This is a genomic window from Pseudomonas sp. SB113 (assembly GCF_040754745.1).
Classification (GTDB): Bacteria; Pseudomonadota; Gammaproteobacteria; order Pseudomonadales; family Pseudomonadaceae; genus Aquipseudomonas; species Aquipseudomonas grimontii.
The window spans coordinates 229,409-247,873 of the sequence record NZ_JBFMHW010000007.1; the positions used below are offsets into that span (position 1 = coordinate 229,409).

The 18,465-nt window shown below is 61.3% G+C and carries 16 protein-coding genes and 4 tRNA genes; 15 read left to right on the top strand and 5 right to left on the bottom strand.

Going from position 1 to position 18,465, the window contains the following annotated elements:
* Positions 1 to 45: 45 nt before the first annotated feature.
* The 6 genes from AB1462_RS12085 (at position 46) to AB1462_RS12110 (ending at position 5,978) form a co-directional block, all read left to right on the top strand.
* The gene (locus tag AB1462_RS12085; RefSeq protein ID WP_259194567.1) at positions 46 to 1,695 is read left to right on the top strand and encodes an AMP-binding protein; all 1,650 of its coding nucleotides are present in this window, start codon (positions 46 to 48) and stop codon (positions 1,693 to 1,695) included.
* Between the two features lie 31 nt (positions 1,696 to 1,726).
* Positions 1,727 to 2,170: a hotdog fold thioesterase gene (locus tag AB1462_RS12090; RefSeq protein ID WP_259194568.1), complete on the top strand. Its 444-nt coding sequence runs from the start codon at positions 1,727 to 1,729 to the stop codon at positions 2,168 to 2,170.
* A gap of 97 nt (positions 2,171 to 2,267) precedes the next feature.
* Positions 2,268 to 3,071 carry an alpha/beta hydrolase gene (locus AB1462_RS12095; RefSeq protein WP_090399902.1) on the top strand — a complete coding sequence of 268 codons (804 nt, stop codon included), beginning with the start codon at positions 2,268 to 2,270 and terminating at the stop codon, positions 3,069 to 3,071.
* Positions 3,068 to 3,922 carry an alpha/beta hydrolase gene (locus tag AB1462_RS12100; protein ID WP_090399900.1) on the top strand — a complete coding sequence of 285 codons (855 nt, stop codon included), beginning with the start codon at positions 3,068 to 3,070 and terminating at the stop codon, positions 3,920 to 3,922. Before AB1462_RS12095 ends, AB1462_RS12100 begins: the two co-directional genes overlap by 4 nt.
* A gap of 102 nt (positions 3,923 to 4,024) precedes the next feature.
* Positions 4,025 to 4,843, top strand: a complete 819-nt coding sequence (locus AB1462_RS12105) for a DUF4892 domain-containing protein (RefSeq protein WP_090399897.1) — start codon at positions 4,025 to 4,027, stop codon at positions 4,841 to 4,843.
* Positions 4,844 to 4,916: 73 nt separating this feature from the next.
* On the top strand, positions 4,917 to 5,978 hold the full coding sequence (locus AB1462_RS12110) for an AI-2E family transporter (protein ID WP_090399896.1): 1,062 nt from the start codon (positions 4,917 to 4,919) through the stop codon (positions 5,976 to 5,978).
* On the opposite strand, the gene AB1462_RS12115 is transcribed toward AB1462_RS12110, so the two are convergent.
* Positions 5,975 to 7,012: a HAMP domain-containing sensor histidine kinase gene (locus AB1462_RS12115; protein ID WP_090399894.1), complete on the bottom strand. Its 1,038-nt coding sequence runs from the start codon at positions 7,010 to 7,012 to the stop codon at positions 5,975 to 5,977. The genes AB1462_RS12110 and AB1462_RS12115 overlap by 4 nt on opposite strands.
* On the bottom strand, positions 7,012 to 7,776 hold the full coding sequence (locus AB1462_RS12120) for a response regulator (protein WP_090409753.1): 765 nt from the start codon (positions 7,774 to 7,776) through the stop codon (positions 7,012 to 7,014). The genes AB1462_RS12115 and AB1462_RS12120 overlap by 1 nt, the downstream gene beginning before the upstream one ends.
* Before the next feature lie 259 nt (positions 7,777 to 8,035).
* Between AB1462_RS12120 and pyrF the strand changes: the two genes are divergently transcribed.
* Positions 8,036 to 8,734: an orotidine-5'-phosphate decarboxylase gene (gene pyrF / locus AB1462_RS12125; protein ID WP_090399891.1), complete on the top strand. Its 699-nt coding sequence runs from the start codon at positions 8,036 to 8,038 to the stop codon at positions 8,732 to 8,734.
* Positions 8,735 to 8,779: 45 nt separating this feature from the next.
* On the opposite strand, the gene AB1462_RS12130 is transcribed toward pyrF, so the two are convergent.
* A complete protein-coding gene (locus tag AB1462_RS12130) occupies positions 8,780 to 9,787 on the bottom strand; it encodes an NADP-dependent oxidoreductase (protein ID WP_090399888.1) in 1,008 nt (335 codons plus the stop codon).
* A gap of 228 nt (positions 9,788 to 10,015) precedes the next feature.
* Between AB1462_RS12130 and AB1462_RS12135 the strand changes: the two genes are divergently transcribed.
* The 3 genes from AB1462_RS12135 (at position 10,016) to AB1462_RS12145 (ending at position 14,475) form a co-directional block, all read left to right on the top strand.
* A complete protein-coding gene (locus tag AB1462_RS12135; RefSeq protein WP_315339032.1) occupies positions 10,016 to 10,777 on the top strand; it encodes an SDR family oxidoreductase in 762 nt (253 codons plus the stop codon).
* A gap of 202 nt (positions 10,778 to 10,979) precedes the next feature.
* Complete coding sequence (locus AB1462_RS12140; RefSeq protein WP_090399882.1) at positions 10,980 to 12,392, top strand: PLP-dependent aminotransferase family protein; 1,413 nt, start codon at positions 10,980 to 10,982, stop codon at positions 12,390 to 12,392.
* A 115-nt stretch (positions 12,393 to 12,507) separates the two neighbouring features.
* Positions 12,508 to 14,475, top strand: a complete 1,968-nt coding sequence (locus tag AB1462_RS12145) for a methyl-accepting chemotaxis protein (RefSeq protein ID WP_090399879.1) — start codon at positions 12,508 to 12,510, stop codon at positions 14,473 to 14,475.
* A 35-nt stretch (positions 14,476 to 14,510) separates the two neighbouring features.
* On the opposite strand, the gene AB1462_RS12150 is transcribed toward AB1462_RS12145, so the two are convergent.
* Positions 14,511 to 15,323 carry an alpha/beta fold hydrolase gene (locus AB1462_RS12150; RefSeq protein WP_367246770.1) on the bottom strand — a complete coding sequence of 271 codons (813 nt, stop codon included), beginning with the start codon at positions 15,321 to 15,323 and terminating at the stop codon, positions 14,511 to 14,513.
* 126 nt (positions 15,324 to 15,449) lie between these two features.
* The gene (locus tag AB1462_RS12155; protein WP_090399875.1) at positions 15,450 to 16,220 is read right to left on the bottom strand and encodes a hypothetical protein; all 771 of its coding nucleotides are present in this window, start codon (positions 16,218 to 16,220) and stop codon (positions 15,450 to 15,452) included.
* A gap of 359 nt (positions 16,221 to 16,579) precedes the next feature.
* Here AB1462_RS12155 and AB1462_RS12160 point away from each other — a divergent pair.
* From AB1462_RS12160 to gltS, 5 genes are all read left to right on the top strand, one after another.
* Positions 16,580 to 16,655 (top strand) — tRNA-Glu (locus AB1462_RS12160).
* Between the two features lie 3 nt (positions 16,656 to 16,658).
* Positions 16,659 to 16,734 (top strand) — tRNA-Gly (locus tag AB1462_RS12165).
* Between the two features lie 105 nt (positions 16,735 to 16,839).
* Positions 16,840 to 16,915: transfer RNA gene (locus tag AB1462_RS12170), tRNA-Glu, on the top strand.
* A gap of 3 nt (positions 16,916 to 16,918) precedes the next feature.
* Positions 16,919 to 16,994: transfer RNA gene (locus tag AB1462_RS12175), tRNA-Gly, on the top strand.
* A 198-nt stretch (positions 16,995 to 17,192) separates the two neighbouring features.
* A complete protein-coding gene (gene gltS / locus AB1462_RS12180; protein WP_090399872.1) occupies positions 17,193 to 18,404 on the top strand; it encodes a sodium/glutamate symporter in 1,212 nt (403 codons plus the stop codon).
* Positions 18,405 to 18,465: the final 61 nt, after the last annotated feature.

The following is an 18,465-nucleotide window of genomic DNA, read 5'->3' on the forward strand; positions in this document are numbered from 1 at the left end:
CAAGTGCTTGGTTGGCTATCGTCGGACCACAAAGGAGCGCGTCCCATGCCCGTTGCTTTTCGTTTGCCGTTACAGGTCTTCTTCGAACGTGAAGCGCGGCATCCGCGCAAAACCTTTCTGGTCCAGCCCATTGGCGCAGGGCAGGTGCAGCACCTCACCTGGGCCGATGCCGGCCACCAGGCCCGCTGCGCCGCACACTGGCTACGTGCCAGGGCACTGCCTGCCGGCTCGCACATTGCCCTGATCTCGAAAAACTGCGCCCACTGGATCATTGCCGACCTGGCGATCTGGATGGCCGGGCATGTCTCGGTACCGCTGTACCCCAACCTCACTGCCGATTCCGTCGCCCATGTGCTCACCCATTCCGAGGCGGCGCTGGTCTTTATCGGCAAGCTCGACGATTGGCCCGCCATGGCTCCTGGCATACCGGCGGGCGTGCCGATCATCAACCTGCCGCTGTGCCCGGCAGGCACGTTCGATTTCAGTTGGACCGACCTGCAAGCCTGTGCGCCGATCCAGGATGACCCGCTGCCGGCCGCGTCCGACCTTGCCACCATCATTTACACCTCCGGCACCACCGGCCTGCCCAAAGGCGTGATGCACAGCTTTGGCGCCCTGGGTTTCGCGGCCACACGCGGCACTGAATTGTTTGGCCTGGGGGAGGGCGACCGGCTGCTCTCCTACCTGCCGCTGTGCCATGTGGCGGAGCGAATGTTCGTGGAGATGGCCTCGATCTATACCGGGCAAACGGTGTTTTTTGCCGAAAGCCTCGACACCTTCCTGGCGGACCTGCGCAGGGCACGGCCCACGGCACTGTTTGGGGTGCCGCGTATCTGGACCAAATTCCAGATGGGTGTCTATGCCAAAATCCCGCAAAAACGCCTGGATACCCTGTTGCACCTGCCGTTTATCGGCAGGCGCGTGGGCCATAAGGTACTTGCCGGCCTGGGGCTGGACGCGTTGCGCATTGCGCTGTCCGGGGCGGCGCCCGTGCCTGAGGCGCTGCTGCGCTGGTATCGACGCCTGGGCCTGGATGTACTCGAGGTGTATGGCATGACCGAGAACTGCGGCTACTCCCATGTGTGTCGGCCCGGCCAGCAGACGATCGGCTGGATCGGCCTGCCGTGCCCGGGGGTTGAAGTGCGCATCGATCCGACCGGCGAAGTCCAGGTGCGCAGCGGCGCGACTATGCTCGGCTATTTCAAGGACCCGCAGAAAACCGCCGAGACGATCACCGCTGATGGCTTCCTGCGCACCGGTGACAAGGGCGAGCAGGATGCCGAAGGCCGCCTGCGCCTGACCGGGCGGCTCAAGGAAATCTTCAAGACCAGCAAGGGCAAGTACGTGGCCCCCGCGCCGATTGAAAACCGCCTGGCCGAACATGCGCGCATCGAGCAAGTGTGCGTGGTGGGAGATGGCCTCACCGCGCCCATAGGCTTGTGCGTGTTATCGACCGGGGCCCATGACCGGCGGGCGTTGCGCAGCAGCCTTGAACAGTGGCTGGAGCAGGTCAACGTCGCGTTGGATAAACATGAACGCCTGCGCCAACTGGTGGTGGTGAAAGACAGTTGGGCGGTGGAGAACGGCTTCCTGACCCCGACCTTGAAGATCAAGCGTAACGTGATCGAGTCGACTTACGGTGCTCAGTTTCAGGGGTGGAGCGAGCGCACCGAAGTGGTTCTGTGGCAGGATTAGGGCCGTAATAAAACCAATAAGGAAAATTTCCATGAGTCTGTGGCGCACTCAACCGAATATCGAGCAACTCAATACCAGCCAGAAAAACACCATCGGTGAGCTGCTGGACATCCGCTTTGAAAGCTTCGACGACGAGTCCCTCACCGCCAGCATGGTGGTCGACCAGCGTACCCACCAGCCCTTCGGCCTGCTGCATGGCGGCGCGTCGGTAGTACTGGCGGAGAGCGTTGGCTCGATGGCGGCTTACTTGTGCGTTGATCCGAGCAAATTCTATTGCGTGGGCCTGGAGATCAACGCCAACCACTTACGCGGTGTGCGCAGCGGACGGGTGACGGCGGTGGCCAAGGCGATCCATATCGGCCGCACCACCCAGGTCTGGGACATCCGCCTGACCAGCGATGACGGCAAGACCAACTGTGTCTCGCGCCTGACCATGGCCGTGGTGCCCTTGGGTGAGACGCCTCCGGCGCGATAGGTGTGGCGTGAGTGTCATCATTCCTGGCGGTTACGGTCATTGCTGTGCGGCGTGAGGCTGGTGACAATCAATCTCGGTTTTTGTAGATGGATCCGCTATGTCGCAGCACGTGTTTTTTGCCCACGCCAATGGCTTCCCCTCGGCCACCTACGGCAAGCTGTTTGCCGCCCTGGCTCCGGAATATGCGGTGGCTCACTTGCCGCAGCACGGTCACGACCCCAGGTTTCCAGTGGATGATAACTGGCAAAACCTGGTGGACGAACTGATCCATCATCTGGAGCAGCAACCGGAGCCCGTGTGGGGCGTGGGCCACTCCTTGGGTGGTGTGCTGCATTTGCACGCGGCCATGCGCTGCCCGCAGCTGTATCGCGGGGTGGTGATGCTCGATTCGCCGGTATTGACCCGCGCCGACCGCTGGGTGATCCGCGCCGCCAAGCGCTTCGGTTTTATTGACCGCCTGACGCCGGCCGGACGCACCCTGGGCCGCCGTGAGGAATTCAGCGACCTGGACGCCGCGCGCAGCTACTTTGCCGGCAAGACCCTGTTTCGTGGCTTCGACCCGGAATGCTTCGACGCCTACCTGCAACACGGCCTGTACCAGGCGGGTGATCGCCTGCGCCTGCGCTTCGACCCGGCCACCGAAATCAGCATCTACCGGGGCGTGCCCCACACCAGCCCCGGCCAGGTGCGCCAATTGAAAGTGCCGCTGGCGGTGGTGCGCGGTCGCCAGAGTCGCGTGGTGATGCGTCACCACGCCAGCGGTGTCGACCGTCTGCCCATGGGCGAAATGCTCACCATGCCCGGCGGCCATATGTTTCCCCTCGAACGTCCCCAGGACACCGCGACCTTGATCAAGACCCTGTTCGCCCGCTGGGAAGCCCGTGAGCGCAGTTGCGCATGAGCACACCCGTCGAAGAAGTTCGCCTGAGCCTGCCGCACATTGAGTTGGCGGCCCATCTGTTTGGTCCCGAGGACGGTTTGCCGGTGATCGCCCTGCATGGCTGGCTGGACAATGCCAACAGCTTTGCGCGCCTGGCGCCGAAGCTTGCGGGTTTGCGTATCGTGGCGCTGGACATGGCGGGCCATGGGCATTCAGCGCATCGTCCTACAGGTGCCGGTTATGCCTTGTGGGATTACGTCCACGACGTGCTGCAAGTCGCCGAGCAACTGGGCTGGAAACGTTTTGCATTACTTGGTCACTCCCTCGGCGCCATCGTTTCCCTGGTGCTGGCCGGTGCCTTGCCGGAACGGGTGACGCACCTGGGGTTAATTGACGGCGTGATCCCGCCCACGGCCAGCGGTAAGAACGCCGCCGAGCGCTTGGGCATGGCCTTGCAGGCGCAATTGAACCTGCAGGATAAGCGCAAACCGGTCTACAGCACCTTGGATCGGGCGGTAGAAGCGCGTATGAAAGGCTTGGTTGCCGTGAGCCGTGAAGCCGCGGAACTGCTGGCCCAGCGCGGTTTGATGCCGGTGCCGGGCGGTTATACCTGGCGCTCGGACAGTCGCCTGACCCTGGCTTCGCCACTGCGTCTGACCGATGAGCAGGCAATGGCCTTCGTGCGGCGCGTGGGTTGCCCTACGCAGTTGGTGGTCGCCGCCGACGGCATGTTGGCGAAACATCCCGAATTGCTTTCCCAGCTACCCTTTACGGTAACCACGTTGCCAGGTGGTCATCATTTACACCTGAATGATGAGCCCGGTGCGGTCCTTGTTGCAGACTGTTTCAATCGGTTCTTCTCCGCGCCTTGACTTGGGGCGGTCAACTGCCGAGGCTGGGCGGATTGAAAGGGAGTCAACCATGAACCAACTCAACACCGCAGCGACCTCCGATGGCCAGGGCTCACCGATCCGATGAGCCTGCGTAAAGGATGTATACGCGCCCTCGGACTGTGCTGTTTCAGCCCCTTGGTGTTCGCCGCCGATGTGCCGGGAAGCCAGGATCTACCTGCCGTGGCCCGTCAGGTCGACGCACAGATCGTCGATTACCGCCCTGCTGAAGAAAAGGAACGCATCTACCCCATGGGGGCGATCCGCAAGATCAGTGGGCAGTTGCGTTACGAGGGCCAGGCCACCGCCCGTGGGCAAACCACAGCGATTACTTATGAACTGCCCGCCGAACACACCTCCAGTGCTGCGTTCACGTCGACGCGCGAAGCGTTGCAGGCCAACGGCGCGCAGTTGTTGTTCTGGTGTCAGGCCCGCGACTGCGGTGAAAGCAGCCTGTGGGCCAACGAAGTCTTCGGTAACGCCAAGCTGGTAGGTGCCGACGGCCAGCAGGAATACCTGCTGCTGCGCCTGGCCGCCCCGCAGGAAAACTCGCTGGTGGCCATCTACGGCATCACCCGAGGCAACCGTCGTGCCTATCTGCATGTGGAGCAACTGGATGCCGGCGCACCGCTGGGCGACCTGTTGCCCACCTCGGCCACCTTGTTGCGCGAGCTGAAAAGCACCGGCGAGCTGGATTTCCCCGCGCTCGGTGGCGACCCTGACGACACCTGGCTGACCCTGATTTCCCGTGGTCTGAACCTCGATGCGACCTTGCGCGTCAGTCTGACCGGCCCGAAAGCCGAAGCCTGGCGCCAGGCCCTGGTCGACAAAGGCGTGCGCGCCGCGCGCCTGGAAACCGGCACCACTGAAACCAAAGGCCTGCATTTGCATCTGATACGCTGACCGTAACAGGGCGAACGGACCCGTGCCGTTCGCCTAAACTCTCTTCCTACAGCCTTTTTCCTAGAGATACCCCATGCTCAATAACGATCGCCTGCTGGTGCAAATCCTGCTGCTGGTGCTGTTTGGTGCCAGTTTCTGGGTGATGGCGCCGTTCTGGTCGGCGCTGTTCTGGGGCGCGGTGCTGGCCTTTGCCAGTTGGCCGTTGATGCGCCTGCTCACACGCTGGCTGGGCGGCCGCGAATCCCTGGCCGCCGGCATTCTGACCTTGGGCTGGATGCTGCTGGTGGCGGTGCCGCTGGTGTGGCTGGGGTTAAACCTGGCTGACCATGTGCGCGATGCCGTGGCGTTGATCAAGGATATTCAGGTCGATGGCCTGCCCGAGGCACCGACCTGGCTTGACTCGATTCCCTTCGTGGGGGAGCGCTTGGTGGCGATGTGGAACAGCATCGACCAACAGGGCGCGGCGCTGATGGTCAGCATCAAGCCGTATCTGGGGCAGGTGGGCAACTGGCTGCTGGCGCGCAGTGCGCAGATCGGCGGCGGCATCCTCGAACTGACCCTGAGCCTGGTGTTCGTGTTCTTTTTCTATCGCGATGGGCCACGCTTGGCGATGTTCGTCCATCGCTTGCTGGAACGACTGATCGGTGACCGCGCCGGTTATTACATCGAACTGGTGGCCGGTACGGTGCAACGAGTGGTCAACGGCGTGATCGGCACTGCCGCCGCCCAGGCCCTGCTGGCGCTGATCGGCTTCCTGATCGCCGGCGTGCCGGGCGCTCTGGTGCTGGGGATCGTGACGTTCCTGCTCAGCCTGATCCCCATGGGCCCGCCGCTGGTATGGATCCCGGCCACGGCCTGGCTGGCGTGGAAGGGCGACTACACCTACGCGGTGTTTCTCGGCGTGTGGGGCACCTTCATCATCAGCGGCGTGGACAACGTGCTCAAGCCTTACCTGATCAGCCGAGGCGGCAACCTGCCGCTGGTGATCGTGCTGCTGGGGGTGTTTGGCGGGTTGATCGCCTTTGGCTTTATCGGCCTGTTTATCGGCCCGACCTTATTGGCGGTGGCGTACAGCCTGCTGATGGATTGGAGCGCAACCCAGGCGCAAGGGCGGCGCGAAGACAAGCCCCTTTAAGCCCTCGGCAACCACATTACGGCGGTCAAGCCTCCCCCTGGGGTCTCTTCCAGGCTCAGGCGTCCGCCCAGGCGCTCTGCCGCTTCCTTGGAAATGGTCATGCCCAGGCCAACGCCGCCGGAGTTGCGGTTGCGCGAGCCTTCCAGCCGATAGAATGGCTCGAACACCGCCTCGCGCTTATCGGCCGCAATCCCTGGCCCGTGGTCGATCACGCGGATGACCAGTGCCTCGCGGCTGTCCTCAAGCTCCACGCGGGCAGTGCCGGCATAACGCAAAGCATTGTCGATCAGGTTGTTAAGGCATGAGCGCAGAGCCATTGGTTGCACCTGCAAGGGCACGCAGGTGCCCGCACATTGCACGTCGGAGCCCTGGTCCTGGGCGTTTTCACTCATCGATTCCACCAGCGCCTGCACGTCCAGCCAATGCCGGGTTTCACTGGTGCGCTGTTCGTGCAGGTAGCTCAAGGTGGCGTCGAGCATGCCGATCATGTCGTTCAGGTCCTGGCGCATCTGGCCCTGCAGCTTGGTGTCCTCAATCTGCTCCAGGCGCAGCTTGAGGCGTGACAGCGGGGTGCGCAGGTCATGGGAGACGGCCCCGAGCATGCGCGCGCGTTGGCTGACCTGCTCGCGAATGCGCTTTTGCATCAGGTTGAAGGTCGAGGCGGCCTGTTTGGCCTCCCGTGGCCCCGATTCATCGAGGGGCGGGCTGTCGAGGTCGAGGCTCAAGCGTTCCGCCGCTTCACTCAGGCGCTGTATCGGCCGGCTTAGCAGTTTGGCACCGTACCAGGCCGCAATAATCAACGAGACGAATTGGAAGGTAAGGGGCACCACCGGGCCGCCAAACCAGGGGCGTGGGTGCTTATCGCGCATCGGTGCCATGGTCCCGTCCGGCAACTCGATAAACCGCACCGGTGGCGGCGGGGGCGGTTGGCCGTAGTGGTGAAACCAGAAGAACGCCAGCGCATGGGCCAGCACAATCGCCACCAGCAACACACCGAACAGCCGACCGAACAGCGTGTTGAAGGGGGCACGCATCAGCCAATATCCCGTGCGTCGAACAGGTAGCCTTCGCCGCGCACCGTCTTGATCAACTGCGGTGCCTTGGGGTCATCCCCGAGTTTTTGCCGCAGGCGCGACACCAGCAAATCGATACTGCGATCAAAGGCTTCAATCGAGCGGCCACGGGCGGCATCGAGCAGTTGCTCACGGCTCAGCACCCGGCGCGGGCGTTCGATAAACACCCACAACAGGCGGAATTCAGCGTTGGACAGCGGCACCACCAAGCCATCATCGGCCACCAGTTGACGCAATACGCTGTTGAGGCGCCAGTTGTCGAAGCGGATATTGGCGCGTTGCTCGGTGCGGTCATCGCGCACGCGGCGCAGGATGGTCTGGATCCGCGCCACCAGTTCACGCGGTTCGAAGGGCTTGGACATGTAGTCGTCGGCCCCCAGTTCCAGGCCGATGATGCGGTCGGTGGGCTCGCAGCGGGCAGTGAGCATCAGGATCGGAATATCCGACTCAGCGCGCAGCCAGCGGCACAGCGTCAGGCCGTCTTCGCCCGGCAGCATCAGGTCGAGTACCACCACATCGTAGTTTTCGGCTTGCATGGCCAGGCGCATCGCGGCGCCGTCGGTCACGCCGGTGGCGAAAATATTGAAGCGTGCCAGGTAGTCGATCAGCAATTCGCGGATCGGCACATCGTCGTCGACGATCAGCGCGCGGGTGTTCCAGCGCTTGTCATCGGCGATCACCGCGCTTTTTTGCTCGTCGTTCACGGGGACGGAAGGGGTATGCATAGTGCGATCATCTGTCTGGTTGTTACGGTCAGCATAGGCGCCCAGCCCCATGGCTGGTAGTGCTGGTCGGTGGGTCGTGCGGGCGAGGCTATCGGCAGGGCGTGTTGTGGGCATGTCGTGAATGTATCAGCTTTGAAATAATCACCTTAAATGCCCGCCTGATGGCGGTTGGTCAGTATTTACCGATCATCGGATCCCGCAACGGCGCTGCTTGCGCTACAATCCGCGCCGATTTCGACTTGCCTGAGAGCCCATTCCAATGTCCGTCTGCCAGACTCCTATCATCGTCGCCCTGGATTACCCCACCCGTGACGCCGCACTGAAGCTGGCTGACCAGTTGGACCCCAAGCTTTGCCGGGTCAAGGTCGGCAAGGAACTGTTCACCAGCTGCGCCGCGGAAATCGTCGGCACCCTGCGTGACAAAGGCTTCGAGGTGTTCCTCGACCTGAAATTCCACGACATCCCCAACACCACCGCAATGGCGGTCAAGGCTGCCGCTGAAATGGGCGTGTGGATGGTCAACGTGCACTGCTCCGGCGGCCTGCGCATGATGACCGCCTGCCGCGAAGTGCTGGAGCAGCGCAGCGGCCCCAAGCCCTTGCTGATCGGCGTGACCGTGCTGACCAGCATGGAGCGTGAAGACCTGGCAGGTATTGGCCTGGACATCGAGCCTCAGGAGCAGGTACTGCGTTTGGCAGCCCTGGCCGAGAAAGCCGGCCTTGATGGTTTGGTGTGCTCGGCGCTGGAAGCCCAGGCCTTGAAGACCGCCCATCCCTCGTTGCAATTGGTCACCCCGGGGATTCGCCCGGCGGGCAGTGCCCAGGATGACCAGCGCCGCATCCTGACCCCGCGCCAGGCTCTGGATGCGGGCTCCGACTACCTGGTGATCGGCCGTCCGATCAGCCAGGCGGCGGATCCGGCCAAGGCGTTGGCGGCAGTGGTCGCCGAGATCGCCTGATCGATGCTCGTTCCCACGCGTGGGAACGAGCGGATCTGTCCTGTATCAGCTGACCTTGAGCACCAACTTCCCAAAGTTCTCGCCGTTGAACAGCTTCATCAGCGTCTCCGGGAACGTCTCCAGCCCCTCGACAATATCCTCCTTGCTCTTGAGCTTGCCCTGGGCCATCCAAGCGGCCATTTCCTGCCCGGCGGCGGCAAAGTTCGCCGCGTGATCCATCACCACAAAGCCTTCCATCCTTGCGCGGTTGACCAGCAGTGACAGGTAGTTGGCCGGGCCTTTCACTGCTTCCTTGTTGTTGTACTGGCTGATGGCGCCGCAAATCACCACGCGGGCTTTCAACGCCAGGCGGCTGAGCACCGCGTCAAGAATGTCGCCGCCGACGTTATCGAAATACACATCCACGCCTTTGGGGCACTCGCGCTTGAGGGCGGCGGGCACGTCTTCATTCTTGTAGTCGATGGCGGCATCGAAGCCCAGTTCATCCACCAGGAACTTGCACTTGTCGGCGCCGCCGGCAATGCCGACCACGCGGCAGCCTTTGAGCTTGGCGATCTGCCCGGCAATGCTGCCGACGGCACCGGCCGCACCGGAGATCACCACGGTTTCTCCCGCCTGGGGCGCGCCGGTGTCCAGCAGCGCGAAGTATGCGGTCATGCCGGTCATGCCCAGCGCAGACAGGTAGCGGGGCAGGGGCGCCAGCTTGGGATCGACCTTGTAGAAACCGCGTGGTTCGCCCAGGAAGTAATCCTGCACGCCCAGGGCACCATTTACGTAGTCCCCGACTGCGAATTTCGGGTTGTTCGAGGCAATCACCTTGCCCACACCCAGCGCGCGCATGACCTCGCCGATGCCGACGGGCGGTATGTAGGACTTGCCTTCATTCATCCAGCCACGCATGGCCGGGTCGAGGGACAGGTATTCGTTGTGCACCAGCACCTGCCCATCCTGGGGCGTGCCCACCGGCACTTCCTGGTAGGTGAAGGTTTCCCGCGTGGCTGCGCCGACCGGGCGTTTGGCGAGCAGGAATTGGCGGTTGGTCTGGGCGGTCATGGCAAGGACTCTTTAGAAGTGAAGCATGATTGATAGACCTTGAACGGCCAGGGGGCAAGGTCAGCCGAGGGTGCGAATGCTCATCGATAGGTGCCATTGATAGTGAGCCCGGCGGCCTTATCACTATGACTCATGCAGCACTAACCGGCCTTCTGATAGTGCTGACGCCTGCGTCTCGGCGTTGGCTAGACTCGGCCCACTGCAATTAACCCCTATAGGACATCTTCCATGAGCATGACGTTTTCCGGTCAGGTCGCCCTGGTGACCGGCGCCGCCGCCGGTATTGGTCGCGCCACTGCGCTGGCGTTCGCCGCCGAAGGTTTGAAGGTAGTGGTCGCCGACCTGGACGTGGCTGGCGGCGAGGGTACGGTCGCGCTGATCCACCAGGCCGGTGGCGAGGCGCTGTTCGTGCGCTGCAATGTCACGCAGGAAACGGATGTGCAGCAGTTGATGGCGCAGACCATCAGCGCCTATGGTCGCCTGGACTATGCCTTCAATAATGCCGGCATCGAGATTGAGAAGGGCAAGCTGGCGGACGGCAGCCTGGATGAGTTCGACGCGATCATGGGCGTCAACGTCAAGGGCGTGTGGTTGTGCATGAAGTACCAGTTGCCGCTGCTGCTGGCCCAGGGCGGTGGTGCCATCGTCAACACCGCGTCGGTAGCGGGGTTGGGCGCGGCGCCGAAGATGAGCATCTACGCGGCTTCCAAACACGCAGTGATCGGCCTGACCAAGTCGGCGGCGATCGAATACGCGAAGAAGAAAATCCGCGTCAATGCCGTCTGCCCGGCGGTGATTGATACCGATATGTTCCGGCGCGCCTATGAAGCCGACCCCCGCAAGGCCGAATTCGCCGCCGCCATGCACCCGGTCGGGCGTATCGGCACGGTGGAGGAAATCGCCAGCGCAGTGCTCTATCTGTGCAGCGACGGAGCGGCATTCACCACTGGCCACGCCTTGGCCGTGGACGGTGGCGCGACAGCTATCTAGGACCTTGCACTGCCCCCTTGTTCGAAAACGTCTGGGGGGCCGTGGGGCTTTTCCAAAGCTGGCAAAACGCCGTGACCGAATATGTGTCATTAGGTAAATAAGTCAATAAAATCAATACTTTAATAAATTTATGCGGCCGGTAAATCCTGGCTTCTGTGCTTAACTCTTCGGGTTGATAACAGACACTTGGAGTGAGTGGGTCATGGATTTAGGGATCGATCGACAAGCCCTTGTACCGGTAGTGCAGCAAATCGTCAGTGCAGTGGCGCAATGGATTCGCAAGGACGGGGTGAGCCCCGGCACACGCTTGCCGTCCGTCCGCCAGTTGGCCCTGGATAATTTGCTCAGCCAATCCAACGTGATCGAAGCGTTCGAACGGATGGTCGCCCAAGGGGTACTGGCGCCCCGGCAGGGCTCAGGATTTGTGGTGGCCCAGCCCGTAGTCTCCCACGAAGGTAATTGGTATGAGGGGGCGGAGCGCGAGTGGGGTGCCTTTGCCGATAATCCGTTGGGAGAGTTGAAACTGGGCTGCGGCTGGTTGCCCGATGCCTGGCGCGAAAGCGATGACATCAGTTATGCCATTCGTGAAGTTGCGCGCACCGACACTGCCGGGCTGTTCAACTACAGCACGCCTCTGGGGCTGCCCGCGCTGCGCGAGCAACTGCTCAAGCGCCTGACTCAGATTCATATCGCCACCAGCCTGGATCGCATCCTTACCACCGCAGGTGCCAGCCATGCCCAGGACCTGCTGATACGTACGCTACTCAAGGCCGGCGATAGCGTGGTGGTCGAAACCCCTGGGTATGCCAACCTCTATCGGCAGTTGGCGTTCCAGGGCGTGCAACTGCTGGAAGTACCGCGCACCCGAGGCGGCCCCGACCTCCCGGCGCTGGAGGCGCTGCTACAGGAGCATCACCCCAAGTGCCTATTCATCCACAGCCTGTACCACAACCCCACCGGGACCAGCCTGTGCCGTGTGGTGGCCGAGCGTTTGCTGGAACTGGCCCACCGCGAAAACTTCCTGATCATTGAGGAGGACGTCTACGGCGACCTGCAACAGGCCAGTTGCACGCGCCTTTCGACATTGCCCCATGATGATCGGGTGATCTACGTCGCGAGTTTTTCCAAGACCCTAAGCAGTGCCCTGCGCGTGGGCTACCTCTGCGCCAGTAGCGCAATCATTGCGCAGCTGGCCAGCCTCAAGACCTTGACCGGTTTCGGCACCTCCCGGTTTGCTGAAGCGGTGGTCGCCACCTTGCTGGCCAATGGAACGTATCGCAAGTGGGTACAGCGCCTGCGCAAGCGGCTGAGCACTGAAATGGCCGTGACCTTGCAAGTGCTGGAGGACGAAGAGTGGGAGGTGTTCGCCGTACCCTCCGGCGGTATGTTCCTGTGGGCACGCCCGGGGTTGGCGCAGCCTTCGCGATTGCAGGCGTGCGCCCGGCAGCTGGGAGTGTTGTTGTCGCCTGGGGCGTTGTTCAGTCCTTCTGGCGAGCACAGTGAGTGGCTACGCATCAATGTCGCCTATGCTACTGATCAACGTGCCTTAGCGTTGTTCCGTACCATGGGGCCCGCCAGATCGACCTCGACCATTCTGAAAACGACGAGCGTGTAGCTTTTTGCCATTATTGTGGCGCCAATGCCTTGTGCTCAGTGCCTTCTGGTTGCGAATCTCGCTGCTTGTCCATCGGGCTTGATGGCATCCGCCATTGCAAGAGGATTCAAGTGCAATGATTTCAGGCGTGCAACGACGTTTTGCCAACCTCGGTATGGCGAAAAAACTGGGCTTGGGCTTCACCCTGGTGCTGCTGCTGACGGCCTTGGTCGCGGCTATCGGCGTGTGGTCCCTGCAAACCGTTGGCCAGCGTTTCGAAGGCCTCAAGGCCATGTCGTCGCTCAACAGCGGCTTGCTCAAGGTGCGCCTGATCGAACAGGACTATGCGCTGCACGCCGACCCCAAGGCCGTCGACGCCCTGCATGAAAGCGTCGATGCGCTGGCGGCCCAGGCGGCCAGTCTCAAGGCCCAGTCTGCGGCGAATGTACCGGTGATGGCCGATGTCGAGCAGGCCCTTGCAGCCTACCGTAAGGCGTTCGATGAGTTTGTCGAACTGACACAGACCAAGGATCTGGCGCTGGAAATGGCCAGTTGGTCAGTGTCCAGCGTGGCGAATAACCTGGATGTGTTGCAGGCCGGCCTGGCGGACGACGGGGCCTACGGCCTCAAGGAAAGCCAAGGTAAGGAGGGTGCCGAGTTTATCGAGCAGGCAGGCCAGGTCAGTCAGGTTTCGCGCTTGATGTTGCAGGCCATGAACGAAGCCCATGTACGCCTGGACCAAAGCCGCAAGGTCGATGCAGACGACGCCGAGCAAGGCAAGATCGAGCAGGCTGACCAGGCCCTGGCCCAGGTCGAGCAACTGAAAACGTCGGTCAAGGATTCCGGCTATCAGACGGTGCTCAACGAAGTCTCCGGGCATATCGCCGCGTTCAGCGAGAAGCTGGGCGAATACACCGGCCTGCTGGCCCAGGAAAAAGTCGTCTACAAACAACTGCATGATCGTGCTGAGCAGGTCGTCAGCCGGGTCAACCAGGCCTATGACGCTGAAGACCTGTCGATGCAGGCGCAACTGAAGAAAAGCGCGATGCTGATCATCGGCTCGTCGGCCCTGGCCTTGCTGGTGGGCTTGATTGCCGCCTGGGTGATTACCCGCTTGATCGTTGCGCCGCTGCGCAGTGTGATCGCGGTGGCCCAACAGATTGCCGCCGGGGACCTGAGCGGGCGCATGGAGGTCGACCGTCGTGATGAAATCGGCCAGTTGATGCAGGCGATGCAACAGATGGGCAACGGCCTGAGCCAGATGGTCAGTGGCCTGCAGGCCGGTATCGAACAATTGGCCAGCTCGGCGCATTCGCTGTCCAGCGTGACCGAGCAGACCAACGTCGAGGTCAGCAGCCAGAAGGAAGAAACCGAGCAGGTTGCTACCGCGATGAACCAGATGACCGCCACCGTGCACGATGTGGCGCGCAACGCCGAAGAGGCCGCGCAAGCCGCGCAGACGGCGGACGAGAAGGTCGACAGCGGCCAGCAGGTGGTGCGCCAGAGTTTGCAGCGCATCGAGTTGCTGGCCACTTCAAGTACCCGTGCCAGCACCAGCATCGAGAGCCTCAGTGCCGAAATCCAGAATATCGGGACTGTGCTGAGCGTGATCAAAAGCGTCGCCGAACAGACCAACCTGCTGGCCCTGAACGCGGCCATCGAAGCCGCCCGGGCAGGCGAACAGGGTCGGGGTTTTGCGGTAGTGGCCGATGAAGTACGGGCACTGGCCAAGCGCACCCAGCAATCGACCGAAGAAATCGAGCGGCTGGTCGGTACCCTGCGCAGCGCAGCACAATCATCAGTGCAGCAGATCCAGCAAAGTGGCGAACTGGTCAAACTGGCGGTCAGCGATGCGCTGGAAACCGAGAGTGCCCTGGGCAGCATCGCAGTCGCGGTGTCGCTGATCCAGCAGATGAACCAGCAGATTGCTGCTGCGGCTGAGGAGCAGAGCTCGGTGGCCGAAGAGATCAACCGTAGCGTCACCAGTATTCGTGCGAGTGCCGATCAATCGGCGTTGAGCATGCAGGGCAATGCGGCGTCGAGTATCCAACTGGCGCAGTTGGGGGCGGAGCTCAAGGGGATGGTCGGGCACTTCCGCCTTTGATCGCAGCACAGCGGCCGCGATCAAGGGGGCGGCGATCAGGCGTGGTTGGCGAGGAACGTCAGCAGTGCTTCGTTGACGAAGTCCGGGTTCTCCCTGCTGGAGATATGCCCGGCGTCTGGAATCAGGATCAAGGCACAGCCAATCCGTTCGGCCATCTCCTCGGATTCGGCGGGAGGCCGAGGTTTGTCCTGCTCGCCACACATCACCAAGGTGGTATCGGCGTCCAGGCGCGGTAGTTGTTCCAGCACATCTTCGCGGCTGAAGATCAATCGACCCAGGGGCACGATGCTGTGCAGCAGGCGTTCCCGGGGAAAGTCCTGCAGCGACTTGCGAAAGTCCTGGTACAGCGCTGATTCGCGGTCGATGTCCGGGCGAAAGAAGATCGGCGCGATCACATCCAGCAACGGCTCAGGAATGGCGCCGGCGTCTTCAATCATCTTGAACAACGAGAAGTAGTACTGGCGCGTGGACTCTGGCTCTGCGCCGAGATAGGTGTCCATCAACACCAGGCTGTTGATCCGCTCGGGGGCCAGCAACGTCAGGCGTGCGCCCCACATACCGCCTACCGAGAGGCCCACCAGGTTGATCTGTGCGATCTCTAAATGGTCAAGCAGGGCCAGGGCCTGGCGCGCGAGGTCGTCGAGGGAGTGAGTGCGTGCGGGGAGTTGGCCCGATTCGCCGTGGCCCCATAGTTCGGGCACGATTACACGGTACTGTTGCGACAGGGCTTCGACCTGCGGGGCCCACATGTCGCGGTCCCACAGGTAGCTTGAGCCGAGCAGGACGACCGGGCCGGTGCCCTGGTCGACGTAATGCAGCGGTTGTCCATCAATGACGGCGATAGGCATAGCGGGCCTCTGACTTCACGGAGTGAGGGGCACTTTTTTACGCTAGTCGGGGGCGGGGCGATAGATGCAAACTGATGGCATGTTGTGGCGAGCGGGCAGCCCGCTCACCACAGGGGAGTGGGCAGATCAGTCGTAGATGACTTTCTTTTTCCACTCGGCGTCGGCGTCGACTTCTTTCATGCCTTCGGTCAATTCGTTGACTTCCTCTGCCGCCTGTTTGCTGTTAGCCAGCACGGTAGAGTTGGCGCGGGCCAGTTGACCTTCCAGCAATTGCAGCTGCGCACTGTAGAGCACCGGCTCAGTCTGTTTGCGCAGGTACTGCACGCCACGCTCGAAGGCCAGGCGCGCCTGGCCAGGCTGACCTTGCTGCAAGGCGTGCTGGCCGAGGTTGTTGAAGAATTCTATGTGCAGCAGCACCAGGATATGACGGATTTCCTTGATCCAGTGCTTGGCTTCGTTGGTCGGCAGGAAACCGTCCTGGGCGGCGCGGGTGACCTGGCCGTGCAGGGCTTCCAGCAGGAAGCGCACGTCCTTGGCCTTGGCTTCGGTCTGGATCGGCGCCGGCGGGTTGTTCACCGGGATGGATTCGCCCTGGCCCACCAGCGTGTTCAGCTCAGCGATACGTGCCTTGATCGGTGCACTGGTCTTGTTGAGGTTCAACAGGCGCTGGTTGACGTTGAGCTCCAGGCGGGTCAGTAACAGCTTGAGCGCCGGGGTCATCAGTTGGCCAGGGAATGTCTCGGTGATCTCACCGCAACGGCGCAGGCGATCGTTAAGCTCGATCTCGGTGCGCTTCTTTTCCAGCTTGTTGTTTTCCACCACATGGTTCATGTAGCCAATGGCGATCAGTATTACGATCCCGGCTATTACCAGCAGGGTGATCATGAGTGGTGTCACCGGTGTGACCTCTTTGATAGGGTTTACAGTGGAGTGTAGTGACTGGGCTTGTCGACGGATAGGACTGATCGACCAGTTACCCAGGTAGTTTCTTCTATATAGGTAGGCGTTCCCTGCATAGCTGCACATTGCCATCATTTGCTGGAGTGAACTATAGCGTCTTGTCGGGCGCCAGAATATAGGCGTCAAGGCCTGGACGGGCAGAATGCCCGCGCAGGCCGGTAAACGCGGGCGAAGTCATTGATTTAAATAAATTTATCCTTGGGGGTTGACGACCTTTCAATCCATCCATAGAATGCGCGCCACTTACAGCGTAAAGCACACAGCGAAACGCGGTAGGGAGTGAATGTTGTACGTGTGTCCCCTTCGTCTAGTGGCCTAGGACACCGCCCTTTCACGGCGGTAACAGGGGTTCGAGTCCCCTAGGGGACGCCATATGCGGGAATAGCTCAGTTGGTAGAGCACGACCTTGCCAAGGTCGGGGTCGCGAGTTCGAGTCTCGTTTCCCGCTCCAATTTACAAGCAGTGTGGCTTTCGGGCGGCACTGAGTGAAACCAGGACCAAGTCTTCGGATGAGGCCTCTGGGCACTGAAATACACACCATGTGTTTCAGTAGCGTGTCCCCTTCGTCTAGTGGCCTAGGACACCGCCCTTTCACGGCGGTAACAGGGGTTCGAGTCCCCTAGGGGACGCCATTTGCGGGAATAGCTCAGTTGGTAGAGCACGACCTTGCCAAGGTCGGGGTCGCGAGTTCGAGTCTCGTTTCCCGCTCCATATTTAACAAAAACGCCGATCAGCGATGATCGGCGTTTTTGTTCGTGCTGTTTTTTCGATGATGCACACCTGTTTTGTAGGACATGTTGTGCGTTTTGCAGGACTTATCTGTAGTTGGCGTGAGGTTGGTGCGTATAGGTTTCGCGATCTTTACTCTGGCGTGTCCGATTTCCCGGCCCATTCCAGAGAGCTGCCTAGATGCTTGAACTCGATTTCTATTCCACCCTGGTCGCCGCGTCACTGGTTCTTTTACTGGGGCGCGGGCTGGTCGCGCGAATCAGCTTTTTGCGCACTTACAACATTCCTGAACCGGTGGCCGGCGGTTTATTGGTTGCCGTGCTGCTGCTGGCGTTGCGCGGGCTGGCTGATATCGAAGTGCGGTTCGACCCTTCGTTGCAAGCCCCGTTGATGCTGGCATTTTTTGCCACCATTGGACTGAATGCGGACTTCGCCAACCTGAAGAAAGGCGGACGCATCCTGGGTATTTTCCTGCTGGTCGTCACCGCACTGTTGGTGGTGCAGAACGCCATGGGTATTGCGTTGGCCACGGCGTTGGGACTTGACCCTCTGATGGGCTTGCTTGCTGGCTCCGTGACATTGTCGGGTGGCCACGGCACTGGGGCTGCGTGGGGCTCGGTGTTCAGCGAAAAATATGCTGTCGCCTCCGCCTCCGAACTGGCCATCGCTTCGGCGACCTTCGGTTTGGTCCTCGGCGGCTTGATTGGCGGGCCGGTCGCGCGCTTGCTCATCAAACGTGTCCAGACGCCATGCCTGGAGCACCCGCAACCGCGCTTGGCCAGGGGCTTCGAGCAGCCGCATCAGGAACGCTTGATCACTTCATTCTCTTTTATCGAAACCCTGGCACTCCTCGCGATCAGCCTGCAGGTCGGCACTTTGCTCAATGGTTTTCTTGAAGGTACGGCGTTCGAATTGCCCACCTTTGTGTGCGTGCTGTTTATCGGTGTAGTGCTGCGTAACGGGTTGTCGGCGCTGGGCTGGCATCAGGTGTTCGAGCGTGAAGTATCGCTGCTGGGCAACGTCAGCTTGTCGTTGTTCCTGGCCATTGCCTTAATGTCGCTCAAGCTCTGGGACCTGGCGGCACTGGCACTGCCGATAGTGATCCTGTTGGCCGCGCAGGCGTTGTTGATGGCGTTGTTCGCGATTTTCGTCACGTTCCGGGTCATGGGCAGCAACTATGATGCGGCGGTGTTGGCGGCAGGGCATTGCGGTTTCGGGCTCGGCGCCACACCAACGGCCATTGCCAATATGCAAGCAGTGACTCAACGCTTCGGCCCGTCGCAGATTGCGTTTCTGGTGGTGCCAATGGTGGGGGCGTTTTTCATCGATATCACCAATGCGGTGGTGATCAAGTTGTACTTGGCGTTGCCGTTCCTTGGCGTGGCAGGTTGAGTTTTTTGTCTATCAACGCAAGCGCCGATCAATGCTGATCGGCGCTTTTGCATGCGCTATC